Annotated in this window: 9 protein-coding genes, 1 tRNA gene and 2 pseudogenes; 9 read left to right on the top strand and 3 right to left on the bottom strand. The window is 73.2% G+C overall.

The genetic code is table 11. The features are described from left to right. Positions 1-65 precede the first annotated feature (65 nt). Positions 66-138, bottom strand: a tRNA-Arg gene (locus E2E34_RS24215). Positions 139-467: 329 nt separating this feature from the next. On the opposite strand from E2E34_RS24215, the gene E2E34_RS24210 reads away from it, so the two are divergent. The 7 genes from E2E34_RS24210 (at position 468) to E2E34_RS24180 (ending at position 9,163) form a co-directional block, all read left to right on the top strand. After that, positions 468-2,072, top strand: coding sequence for a dynamin family protein (locus tag E2E34_RS24210; protein WP_138904030.1), 1,605 nt, complete (start codon positions 468-470; stop codon positions 2,070-2,072). An 8-nt stretch (positions 2,073-2,080) separates the two neighbouring features. Then, positions 2,081-3,982 carry a YfjP family GTPase gene (locus E2E34_RS24205; protein WP_425573444.1) on the top strand — a complete coding sequence of 634 codons (1,902 nt, stop codon included), beginning with the start codon at positions 2,081-2,083 and terminating at the stop codon, positions 3,980-3,982. A gap of 99 nt (positions 3,983-4,081) precedes the next feature. After that, positions 4,082-4,543, top strand: a complete 462-nt coding sequence (locus tag E2E34_RS24200; RefSeq protein ID WP_138904029.1) for a single-stranded DNA-binding protein — start codon at positions 4,082-4,084, stop codon at positions 4,541-4,543. Positions 4,544-4,701: 158 nt separating this feature from the next. Then, positions 4,702-6,129: a Cys-Gln thioester bond-forming surface protein gene (locus E2E34_RS24195; protein WP_167518371.1), complete on the top strand. Its 1,428-nt coding sequence runs from the start codon at positions 4,702-4,704 to the stop codon at positions 6,127-6,129. 171 nt (positions 6,130-6,300) lie between these two features. After that, positions 6,301-7,965 (top strand): energy-dependent translational throttle protein EttA, encoded by a 1,665-nt coding sequence (ettA, locus tag E2E34_RS24190; RefSeq protein ID WP_138904028.1) that lies wholly within the window; start codon positions 6,301-6,303, stop codon positions 7,963-7,965. A 2-nt stretch (positions 7,966-7,967) separates the two neighbouring features. Continuing rightward, positions 7,968-8,441, top strand: coding sequence for an acyl-CoA thioesterase (locus E2E34_RS24185; protein WP_138904027.1), 474 nt, complete (start codon positions 7,968-7,970; stop codon positions 8,439-8,441). Next, positions 8,438-9,163, top strand: a complete 726-nt coding sequence (locus E2E34_RS24180) for a DUF8185 domain-containing protein (RefSeq protein WP_138904026.1) — start codon at positions 8,438-8,440, stop codon at positions 9,161-9,163. Before E2E34_RS24185 ends, E2E34_RS24180 begins: the two co-directional genes overlap by 4 nt. 16 nt (positions 9,164-9,179) lie before the next feature. On the opposite strand, the pseudogene E2E34_RS24175 reads toward E2E34_RS24180, so the two are convergent. Next, positions 9,180-9,696 (bottom strand): annotated as a pseudogene (locus E2E34_RS24175) (ABC transporter ATP-binding protein); the annotation flags it as partial. On the opposite strand from E2E34_RS24175, the pseudogene E2E34_RS36655 reads away from it, so the two are divergent. Then, positions 9,678-9,800: pseudogene (locus E2E34_RS36655) on the top strand (ABC transporter ATP-binding protein); the annotation flags it as partial. The pseudogenes E2E34_RS24175 and E2E34_RS36655 overlap by 19 nt on opposite strands. Positions 9,801-9,963: 163 nt before the next feature. Here E2E34_RS36655 and E2E34_RS24165 read toward each other — a convergent pair. Beyond that, complete coding sequence (locus E2E34_RS24165) at positions 9,964-10,368, bottom strand: globin (RefSeq protein ID WP_138904025.1); 405 nt, start codon at positions 10,366-10,368, stop codon at positions 9,964-9,966. 135 nt (positions 10,369-10,503) lie between these two features. Here E2E34_RS24165 and E2E34_RS24160 point away from each other — a divergent pair, with 135 nt between their 5' ends. Then, positions 10,504-11,481, top strand: coding sequence for a methyltransferase domain-containing protein (locus E2E34_RS24160; RefSeq protein ID WP_138904024.1), 978 nt, complete (start codon positions 10,504-10,506; stop codon positions 11,479-11,481). The last annotated feature ends 26 nt before the right edge of the window (positions 11,482-11,507 follow it).

Raw genomic sequence — 11,507 nt, 5'->3', positions numbered from 1 at the left:
GAGAGGGGCGCGGGCAGGAGGGCCGCCGCGACAAGAAACACCCTCCCGCAGGGGAGGGTGGCGGGCGCCCCCGGCAGGACTCGAACCTGCGGCCAAGCGCTTAGAAGGCGCCTGCTCTATCCACTGAGCTACGGGGGCCGGATCACGGCCTCGGCGGCCTGGGGCCCCGGTCGGGCGGGGTCCTGGGCCTTGCCGGGGACAAGGATAGGGCTCCGATCACCTTGGGCCGGTTGCTTCACCTCCGTGGCACGATGTGGAGGTTCGGTGAAGCGAACCCGATAATCGCAGGCGAGTGCGAATCGCGCACCGCTTTTGGCGTCTCGCGCCCCGGGTGTTGTGCACTCGTTATGCCTGCGCCCCACTCGTACCGTCTGTCCGCCACCGCCAATCGGTGCGCCCGAGCGCGCGGAAGGGCCTTTAGGCTTCTAAAAGACACTAAAATTGGGCATTCTTCGCATGTGGTGACCTTGGACGCACGGCCTCAGCTGATCGACGCACTCTCCGCCCTGCGCGACCGTGTCGCCGCCGTGCGCCTCCCGCTCCCCCTACCAGGGGCCCCGCGCGCCCGGCAGGCACGTACCGAGCTGCTCGCGCAGCTCGACGACTACCTGCTGCCCCGGCTGAAACAGCCCGACGCGCCTCTCCTCGCCGTCATCGGCGGCTCCACCGGGGCCGGCAAGTCCACCCTCGTCAACTCCCTCGTCGGCCGGCGCGTCAGCGAGGCCGGCGTCCTGCGCCCCACCACCCGCACACCGGTGCTGGTGTGCCACCCGGACGACCACCACTGGTTCGCCAACCTGCGCGTACTGCCGCAGCTCACCCGCGTCTGGCTGCCCCGCCAGGACGGCGACGACGAGACGGTGATCGAGCCGCCGGACACCGGCAAGGGCGGCGCGGACACGCTCCGGATCGAGACCGCGGGGACGCTGCCGCGCGGTCTGGCCCTGCTCGACGCGCCCGACATCGACTCGCTGATCGCCGGCAACCGGGTGCTCGCCGCCGAGCTGATCTGCGCCGCCGACGTCTGGGTCATGGTGACCACCGCCTCCCGGTACGCCGACGCCGTGCCCTGGCACCTGCTGCGCACCGCGAAGGAATACGACGCCACCCTCGTCACCGTCCTCGACCGGGTGCCCCACCAGGTCATCGGCGAGGTGTCGCAGCAGTACGCCGCGCTGCTGACCAAGGCGGGACTGGGCGACGTACCCCGCTTCACCATCCCCGAGCTGCCCGAATCGGCCGGCGGCGGCACCGGACTGCTGCCCTCCACCGCCGTCGAACCGCTGCGCACCTGGCTGGCGCACCGCGTGCACGACCCGGCGGCCCGCCAGCAGGCGGTCGGCCGTACCGCGACCGGCGTCATCGAGTCGCTCAACGCCCGGATGCCCGAACTCGCCGGGGCCGTCGCCGCGCAGTACGCCGCCTCCGTACGCCTGACGGCGGACGTCGAGGAGGCGTACGAGCAGGAGGGCACGCGGGTACGCCGCAGGCTCCGGCGCGGCGCGGTCCTGTCCGGCGACGCGCTCACCCGCTGGCGCGGGTATCCGCTGGACAGTTCGGCGGGTGAGCTTCTCGACTCGCTCGTCGCGAGCCTCACGGCGCTGCTCCAGTGCGCCGTGGCCGCCGCCGACGAGCACGTGCACGAGGCGTGGCGGCGCGAGCCCGCCTCCGACGCCGTGGCGTTCGCGATCCCCGACCGGGAGGCGGGCGAGCGGATCGGGATGACCGCACGGCGCTGGCGCCGGGTACTGGAGGAGCTCGCCGAAGAGGAGGTGCGGGACCTCGAACGGCCGCCCGCGCCCGACGCCGAGACCGTCGCCGCCCTGCTCGCCGCCGCGCTGCTCGGCGGCCGCCGGGCCCGCACCGCCGGGGAGCGACTGGCCGAGCGGATCGGCGCCATCGCCGCCACCCGGCTGCGCGACAAGGGCGGGGAACTGCTCACGACGTACATCGACCGCGTACTCAATACCGAGAGGGACCGCCGGCTCGCGCCGCTCGACGCCCTCGCGGTGACCCCGGAGCCGCAGGCCGAGCTCATCGCCGCGCTCTCCGTGCTCCAGAAGGAGAAGTGATCGCAAACGTGACTGCTGTGACTGATGACACGGACGGCGTCGACGGCGCGGCGAGGGTCGACGACGCGAATGAGGTGGGCGAAGCCGCGGGGACCGGCGCCCCGGACGCGGCGCACGGCGCCGCCGAGGGGCGCTGGGACGACGGACTGATCGCCCGGCGCGCCGCCGAGCGCGCGGCGGCCACGCAAGGCGAGCGGGCCGGCCGGGCCCCGCTACCGGTGCGGCCGCCGTCCGAGGTCCCGCCGCCCGACGGACAGCGGGAATCCCTCGACGAGTACGACGGCCTGCTGCCCGGCGGCGCCTACGGCGGCCGGCTCCGCGGACGCCTCGACGCCCTGCGCGAGCTGGTCGGCCTCTCCCGCACACGCCTCGACGGAAGCGCCCTGGCCGAGGCCGGCCGGGTGCTCGACGAGGCCGCGGCCCGCCAGCGGCTCTCCTCCCGCCACACCGTCGTCGCCGTCGCCGGCGCCAGCGGCAGCGGCAAGTCGACGCTGTTCAACGCCCTCGCCGGCGTCCAGATCTCCGAGACCGGGCTGCGCCGGCCGACCACCTCCGCGCCGATCGCGTGCAGCTGGACGGACGGCGCCGCCGGACTGCTGGACCGGCTCGGCATCCCCGGACGGCTGCGCCGCAGGCCGGCGCCGCCCGGCTTCCGCGACGAGGCGCTGAACGGGCTGGTGCTCGTCGACCTGCCCGACCACGACTCGGCCGCCACCGCCCACCGCGACCAGGTCGACCGGGTCCTCACGCTCGTCGACGCGGTGATCTGGGTCGTCGACCCGGAGAAGTACGCCGACGCCGTGCTGCACGAGCGCTACCTGCGGCCGCTCGCCGGCCACGCGGAAATCACCTTCGTGGTGCTCAACCAGGTGGACCGGCTGCCGGGGGACGCCGCCGACCTGGTCCTCGACGACCTGCGCAGGCTCCTCGACGAGGACGGCATGGCGCTCGGCGAGCACGGCGAACCGGGCGCCACGGTCCTGTCCCTGTCCGCGCTCACCGGTGAGGGCGTCGGCGAACTGCGCGAGATGCTCGGCCAGTTCGTACAGGAGCGCGGGGCCCCCGCCCGCCGCCTGTCCGCCGACCTGGACGCCGCCGCGGCCCGGCTGCGCCCGGTGTACGTCGCCGACGGGCGGCGCCCGCCGGAGCTGGGCGAGCGGGCCCGCGCCGACTTCACCGACCGGCTCGCGGAGGCCGTGGGCGCGGCGGCGGTGGGCGAGGCGGCGGAGCGGGAGTGGCGCAGGAACGCGGGCAAGTCGTGCGGGACGCCGTGGCTGAGACTGTGGCGCTGGTACGAGGCGCACCGCGCCCTGGGGTCCGGCATCGACCCGATCTCCGGGCGCACCCCGACCGAGGGCGAGGAGGAGGAGATCACCGCCCGCCAGCGCGTGGAGCAGGCGGTACGCACGGTCGCCGACGAGGCCGCCGCCGGGCTGCCCGCGCCCTGGGCGCAGGCGGTGCGGGAGTCCGCGGTGCGCGGCGCGGCCGGGCTTCCCGCGGAGCTGGACGTACTGGCGGTACGGGCCGGGCTGCCCCGCGGCAGGCCGCCGAGGCCCGCGTGGTGGCCGGCGGCGGTGCTGACCCAGGCGTCGATGACGCTGCTGCAGATCTTCGGCGGGCTGTGGCTGGTGGGCCAGATCGTGGGCGTGCTGGAGCCCGAGCTGCTGCCGCCGGTCCTCGTGATGCTCGCAGGCATCCTCGGCGGCCCGCTGGTCGAGTGGGCGTGCGCGGTGGCGGCCAGGGGTCCGGCCCGGCGGTACGGGCAGGACGCCGAGCGGCGGCTGCGGGAGGCGGCCGCCGGGTGCGGGCGGGCGCGGGTGCTCGATCCGGTGTCGGCGGAGCTGATGCGGTACTGGGAGGTGCGGGAGCAGTACGTGGCGGTGACGGGATTGTCCACAACCGGCCGGTGATCCACAGGCTCCGGCGGCTGGGCCGCGTCCGGTCCAGCATGGAAGTCGGCCGGCCGCGCGGGGCGGACCGGGACGGCGGAAGGCAGAGGGGGAGCCGGGATGAGCGACACCTGGGTGACGCTGGTGGGCAATGCCGCCACGGGAGTGGACTACCGGGACACGGCGGCGGGCGGTGTGGCGCGTTTCCGTTTCGCGGTGACGGCCCGCTTCTGGGACCGCCAGAAGGAGAGCTGGGCGGACGGGCACTCCAGCTTCTACACGGTGTGGGCGCGGCGGTCGCTCGCCACGAATCTGGCCGGCTCGGTGTCGATCGGCGAACCCCTGCTGGTGCACGGCCGGTTGCGGGTCCGCGACGAGGAGAAGGACGGGCGGCGCAGATTCTCGGCGGACATCGACGCGCTGGCGGTCGGTCACGACATGACGCGCGGCACGTCCGCCTTCAGACGCGTGGTGAGAGGAGACGCGCCGCTGACGCGGCGACCGGTGACGGAACCAGACAACCCGGCCGATTCACACGGGGATTTGTCGACAGAGCCGGTGCGTACAGGCGATGGGCGATAACGATTCCGATTCGGAATGGCTATCTGACGGTATGACAGGGGGCTGTCGATCGTCGCGTCCCTAGGATTTCCGGATACTCACGGGGCACTTGAGTCTGCCGGCGAGGCGCTCCCCCCACAGTCGCACCAGCGAAAGGGCCTCGCCCGAAGGGGAATTCTGTGTTTTCTGCTTTCTCTGTACCCAGGCGGGGCTCGGCCCGCCCGACCGCCGCGGCCCTGGCTTCGGTGCTCCTCGCCGCGGGGGCGCTGGCCGGGGCGGGACCGGCCGCGGCGCAGGAGGCACCGCAGCACCGGGGCGGTGCTGCGGCCACGCTCGACGGGCTGAAGACCTACGACAAGGCCGTCCTGCGTACAGAGGGCGGCGACCAGCAGATCCCCGCCGGCCTGTTCGAGATGGCCGTCGACGGCGGCGGCACGCTCAAGACGTACTGCGTCGACGTCCACCGCCCGACGCAGGAGCAGGCGAAGTACCTGGAGACCTCCTGGGACCAGACCTCGCTCGGCGCCAACCGGGACGCCGGCAAGATCCGCTGGATCCTGGAGCACTCGTACCCGCAGGTGAACGACCTGAGCGTGCTCGCCAAGCGGGCCGGGGTCGACTCCCTCACCGAGCAGACCGCGGCCGCCGGCACCCAGGTCGCCATCTGGCGCTACTCCGACCACGTGAAGGTCGACGCGCTCGACCCGAAGGCGGAGAAGCTCGCCGACTTCCTGGAGAAGAACGCGCGCGGCGCCGCCGAGCCCAGAGCCTCCCTGACCCTGGAGCCCAGCGCCGTCTCCGGCAAGGCCGGCGGGAAGCTCGGCCCCGTCACCGTCCGCACCAACGCCGACCGCGTCACCGTCGCCCCGCCCGCCGACGCCGCCAGCGGCGTCAAGGTCGTCGGCAAGGACGGCAAGCCCGTCACCACCGCCGTCAACGGCGGCGAGCTGTACTTCGACGTGCCGGCCGACGCGGCCGACGGCTCGACCGCGCTGACCGTGCAGGCCACCACCTCGGTACCGGTCGGCCGGGCCTTCGCCGGGGCCACCCAGAGCCAGACCCAGATCCTGGCCGGCTCCAGCGAGTCGACCGTCTCCGCCACGGCGAGTGCCACCTGGGCGAAGAAGGGCGCCATCCCGGCGCTCTCGGCCCAGAAGAACTGCGCGAAGGGCGGCGTGGACATCACCGCCGCCAACAAGGGCGACGAGCCGTTCACCTTCGGGCTCATGGGCGCCGAGCACACCGTCCCGGCCGGGCGGTCGCGGACCGTCACCGTGCCGGTCCAGGAGGACCAGGCGTACGACTTCACCATCGAGGGCCCCGGCGGCCTGACCAAGAACTTCAAGGGCATCCTCGACTGCCGGACCTCCGGCGCCCCCGGCACGGCGGCCGGACCCGGCACCGGCACCCTCGACCAGCCCGGGAACCGGCCCGCCCCCGCCACGGCCGGCGAGGCCCCCCTCGCCGTCGACGGCCCCGACCTCGCCGAGACCGGCAGCTCCGACGCCACGCCCATGATCCTCGGCATCGCGGTCGTCTTCGTCGCCCTCGGCATCGCCGCGGTCCTCTTCGTCCGCAAGAAGCAGCCCGCGTCCGACGACGAGTAGCCGCCCCGACAAGCGGCGACGCCCGGTCACCGGGCGATCACGACGGCCCCGGCTCGCCTTGGCGCACCGGGGCCGTCGCCGCACGCGAGTCCATACCCGTTTCCGTCCCGGGGTGGACGTCAGGCAAGATGGGGTGTATCTGCCCACACATCGATTGCCGGACGGTTTCTCTTGGCTGAGTACATCTACACGATGCGCAAGACGCGCAAGGCGCACGGCGACAAGGTGATCCTTGACGACGTCACGCTGAGCTTCCTGCCGGGAGCGAAGATCGGTGTGGTGGGTCCCAACGGTGCCGGTAAGTCCACGGTGCTGAAGATCATGGCCGGACTGGAGCAGCCGTCCAACGGTGACGCGTTCCTGTCGCCCGGCTTCAGCGTCGGCATCCTCATGCAGGAGCCGAAGCTCGACGAGTCGAAGACCGTCCTGGAGAACGTCCAGGACGGCGCTGCCGAGATCATGGGCAAGCTCACCCGCTTCAACGAGGTCGCCGAGCTCATGGCGACCGACTACTCCGACGCGCTGCTCGAAGAGATGGGCAAGCTCCAGGAGGACCTCGACCACGCCAACGCCTGGGACCTCGACGCCCAGCTGGAGCAGGCCATGGACGCGCTGGGCTGCCCGCCCGGCGACTGGCCCGTCAACAACCTCTCCGGTGGCGAGAAGCGCCGTGTCGCGCTCTGCAAGCTGCTGATCGAGGCGCCCGACCTGCTGCTCCTCGACGAGCCCACCAACCACCTCGACGCCGAGTCGGTGAACTGGCTGGAGCAGCACCTGTCGAAGTACGCGGGCGCCGTTGTCGCCGTCACCCACGACCGGTACTTCCTGAACAACGTCGCCGAGTGGATCCTGGAGCTCGACCGCGGCCGCGCGATCCCCTACGAGGGCAACTACTCGACGTACCTCGACAAGAAGGCCGCCCGCCTCAAGGTGGAGGGCCGCAAGGACGAGAAGCGCGCCAAGCGGCTCAAGGAAGAGCTCGAGTGGGTCCGCTCCAACGCCAAGGGCCGCCAGACCAAGTCGAAGGCGCGTCTCGCCCGGTACGAGGAGATGGCCGCCGAGGCGGACAAGATGCGGAAGCTGGACTTCGAGGAGATCCAGATCCCGCCGGGCCCGCGTCTGGGCTCGGTCGTCGTCGAGGTCAACAACCTCTCCAAGGCGTTCGGTGAGAAGGTCCTGATCGACGACCTGTCGTTCACGCTGCCGCGCAACGGCATCGTGGGCGTCATCGGCCCGAACGGTGCGGGCAAGACGACCCTGTTCAAGATGATCCAGGGTCTGGAGACGCCGGACTCCGGTGCGATCCGCGTCGGCGAGACCGTCAAGATCTCGTACGTCGACCAGAACCGTTCCAACATCGACCCCAAGAAGTCCCTGTGGGCCGTCGTGTCGGACGAGCTGGACTACATCAACGTCGGCCAGGTCGAGATGCCTTCGCGGGCGTACGTCTCCGCGTTCGGCTTCAAGGGCCCGGACCAGCAGAAGCCGGCCGGCGTCCTGTCCGGCGGTGAGCGCAACCGCCTCAACCTGGCGCTGACGCTCAAGGAGGGCGGCAACCTGCTGCTCCTCGACGAGCCGACGAACGACCTGGACGTCGAGACCCTGTCGTCGCTGGAGAACGCGCTGCTCGAGTTCCCGGGCGCGGCCGTGGTCATCTCCCACGACCGCTGGTTCCTGGACCGGGTCGCGACCCACATCCTCGCCTACGAGGGTGAGTCGAAGTGGTACTGGTTCGAGGGCAACTTCGAGTCGTACGAGAAGAACAAGGTCGAGCGGCTCGGTGCGGACGCGACGCGTCCGCACCGCGCCACGTACAAGAAGCTGACGCGGGGCTGATCTTGTCGCGTCACATCTACCGCTGCCCGCTGCGCTGGTCGGACATGGATGCCTTCGGGCACGTCAACAACGTCGTCTTCCTCCGGTACCTGGAGGAAGCGCGGATCGACTTCATGTTCCGGCTGGCGCCGGGGGACGGTTCGCCGTCGTTCGCGGGCGGGTCCGTCGTGGCCCGGCACGAGATCGACTACAAGCTGCCGCTGGTGCACCGGCACGAGCCGGTGACGATCGAGTCGTGGGTCACGAAGATAGGCGCCGCCTCCCTGACGATCGCGTACGAGGTCAAGGACACGGACGCCGACGGCACGGAGCGCGTGTACGTGCGCGCCTCGACGGTCGTCGTGCCGTACGACCTCGAAGCGGCGCGGCCGCGCCGGATCTCGGCGGAGGAGAAGTCGTTCCTCCTGGAGTACCTGGACGACGGCGACGCCGGCCGGGCCGGCCGGCGGGAATCGCGGGGGGCTGTCGCCGCATGACGGCGCTCGGGCGGCGGCTGGTGCTCGCCGACGCGGGGGAGGCGGCGGATCTCGCCGCCTTCCTCGGACGGCTGATCCATTACGACCGGGCCGCGGCGGTGCGACTCCAGGCGGGCACCGCGGCGGTGGCCGTCTTCGGGCGGCCGCCGTCGTTCGAGGTGCTGGCCGTGCGCACGTCCCGGCTCGCGGTCGGCGTCGCGGCCGGTGGCGGCGCCGGCGGCCGTGACGGCGCGGACCCGGGCGGTACGGACGAGCTGGACGTCACCGTCTCCGCCGGGGAGCTCCTCGAAGGCATCGACGAGGCAACCGGCGCGGTCCTGGTGCCGCGGGCGGTGACCGGCCCGCCGTGGGCCGGGGTGCTGCCGCCCCGCGGCGGATGGCGGCAGGTTCCCGGGCTCCCGGGGCCCGACGCCATGCGCGCGGCGGTCGCCGCCGCCGTCGCCGAGTTCCGCGCGCGGGACGAGGCCCTGGCCCCGGAGGACCGGACGCGGGCCGCCCGGGACCGTATCGGCCGCGAGATCTGGTCCCGCACGCTGGGCGACACGGAGCTGCCCCTGCGGGCGGTGCACGCCGCGCACTCGCTGGGCTTCCTGCGCCCCGGCGCGGACCCGGCGGCGGTGGCCCTGCTGTCGGCCGCCGGCTGGCTGCGCCTGCGCACCCCGTACGGCTCGGTGGCGGTGCGCCGCGCCGGGCTCGGGGTGCTCTCGGTGGCCCCGGTGTAGGTGGGGTCAGCGGCTCGGTACGGAACGCCTGGAAGATCTGCTCCGCCGTCGCGGAGTCGAGTTCGCCGGTCGGCTCCCGACGGGTCGTTCGCCAGGGCCACCGCGATCGCCGTTCGCTGCTGCTCGCCGCCGGACATCTGCTGCGGGCGGCGGTCGCGGCAGTGCGCGACCTCCAGCATCGTCAGGAGCGCGTCGGCGCGGGCCGTGCGCTCGCGTCCCCGGCCGCGCAGTTGCATCGGCAGCGCCACGTTCTGGGCCGCCGTCAGGTACGGCAGCAGGTTGCGCGCCGTCTGCTGCCAGACGAATCCCACCACGTCCCGCCGGTACCGCAGCCGCTCCTTCGCGCCCATCGCCAGCAGGTCGCGGCCCGCGACCCTCGCCGCGCCGGCCGTCGGCTCGTCGAGGCCGGCCAGGATGTTCATCAGGGTCGACTTGCCGCTGCCCGACGCGCCCACCAGGGCCATCAACTCGCCCTCCTCGACCAGGAGGTCGAGACCCCCCGAGACGCCACGCCGTGGTGCTGCGCGCCACAGCGGCCCGGGGCCGGTCGGCGTACGGTCACGACGCGCTGATCTCCTGCGACCGGCTGGTGCGCATCTTCACCACCGACGGGGTGGAGGTGCAGGCGCTCCAGGGCAGAGTCGGAGGACGGGGGAAACCGCTTCCACGGCGGACTTGACGCGATCGTGACCGGATTCCGGTCGCCGGTCACCGCGATGCGTGCGCGGCGGCGACGCCCGTGCGTCCGGCGGGTGCCGGACGGGACGCGCCGGCCGCGGCGCGCGGGCCGGCCCCGGTGTTCAGCCGTCGGTGTTGAGCATCGACGCGGCGGCGTACGTGAGGTAGTTCCACAACTGCCGCTCGTGCTCCTCGGACAGACCGATGTCGTCGACGGCGGCGCGCATGTGCCTGAGCCAGGCGTCGTGCGCGGCCTTGTCGACGGTGAACGGCGCGTGCCGCATCCGCAGGCGGGGGTGGCCCCGGTTGTCGCTGTACGTGCGGGGTCCGCCCCAGTACTGCATCAGGAAGAGGGCGAGCCGCTCCTCGGCGGGGCCCAGATCCTCCTCCGGGTACATGGGCTTGAGCAGCGGGTCCTCCGCGACTCCCTGGTAGAACCGGTGCACCAGGCGCCGAAAGGTCTCCTCGCCGCCGACCTGCTCGTAGAAGGTCTGCTCCTGAAGCGTGCCGCGCGGAATCTCTTTCACCCGTCCATCGTCTCAGACGGACCGGCCGACGACCTAAGGACTAGGACCGGCCCCCGCTGTTCCCGGCCACGCCCCGGCCGCCCCCGGCGCCGCCGGAGGCTCGCCCGGCGGCCCGTGCCGCGCGACAGTGGGCGTATGGGCGCACCTCACAGGGACATGTACGCCGAGGCCCGGGCCGCGCTGGTGGCGGAGATGGCGGCGGCCGGGGCCCTCGGCGATCCCGCCTGGCGTGCGGCCTTCGCCGAGGTGCCGCGGCACCTGTTCGTGCCGTACTTCTTCGTCGGCGGCCCGGCCGGCCACGAGCGGCTGTGGGGGGAGGACCCCGATCCGCGGCGGCGGGAGCGGTGGCTGCGCGGGGTGTACTCGGACACACCGCTGGCCACGCGTATGCGCGGGGGCGAGCTGGTCTCCTCCAGCAGCCAGCCCTCGCTGATGGCGGGGATGCTGGACGAGCTGGACGTACGGGACGGGCAGGCCGTACTGGAGATCGGCGCGGGCACCGGCTACAACGCGGCGCTCCTCTCGCACCGCCTCGGCGACGAGCTGGTCACCACCGTCGACCTCGAACCGGAGATCACCGAGTCGGCGCGCGGGCACCTGGCGGCAGCGGGTTACCACCCGGCGGTCGCCACCGGCGACGGCGCGCTCGGCTGTCCGGCCCGGGCCCCGTTCGACCGGATCATCGCGACCTGCGCCCTGCCGTCCGTGCCGCGCGTCTGGATCGCGCAGTGCCGGCCGGGCGCGCGGATCCTGGCGCCGCTGGCGACCGGGCTGATCGCCCTGGACGTACGGGACGCCGCGCACGCGGAGGGGCGCTTCCTGCACACCCCCGCGTACTTCGTCCCGCTGCGCGGCGCGGTGGAGCAGGGCCCGGCCAGGCATCTGGGCGGGCTGCCGCGGCGGGCGCTGGAGAACGACCTGTTCCGCTTCATGCTGGTGCTGACGGCGGGGGGCCTGGACCCGCACGAGGCACTGACCCTGTGGCACCGGGAGCAGCGGCCCGCGCGGGAGCGCTTCGGCGTCACGGTCACCGAGGACGGCGAGTGGGCCTGGCTGGACGACCCGCGGGGACCGTACGCGTGGCCGCTGCCGGGACGCGGCGCGGGGGCGTAGGGGCGGGCTTCGGCGCGGGGCTCGGG

It is taken from the genome of Streptomyces albidochromogenes (assembly GCF_005981925.1).
Lineage (GTDB): Bacteria > Actinomycetota > Actinomycetes > Streptomycetales > Streptomycetaceae > Streptomyces > Streptomyces albidochromogenes.
This window is presented reverse-complemented; position numbering and strand designations above follow the sequence as displayed.

What these genes read in the sequence shown, in the direction of transcription:
- E2E34_RS24200 (WP_138904029.1), top strand. Translation starts at nt 4,082, where the DNA reads ATGAGCGACACCTGGGTGACGCTGGTGGGCAATGCCGCCACGGGAGTG.
- E2E34_RS24180 (WP_138904026.1), top strand. Translation starts at nt 8,438, where the DNA reads ATGACGGCGCTCGGGCGGCGGCTGGTGCTCGCCGACGCGGGGGAGGCG.
- E2E34_RS24160 (WP_138904024.1), top strand. Translation starts at nt 10,504, where the DNA reads ATGGGCGCACCTCACAGGGACATGTACGCCGAGGCCCGGGCCGCGCTG.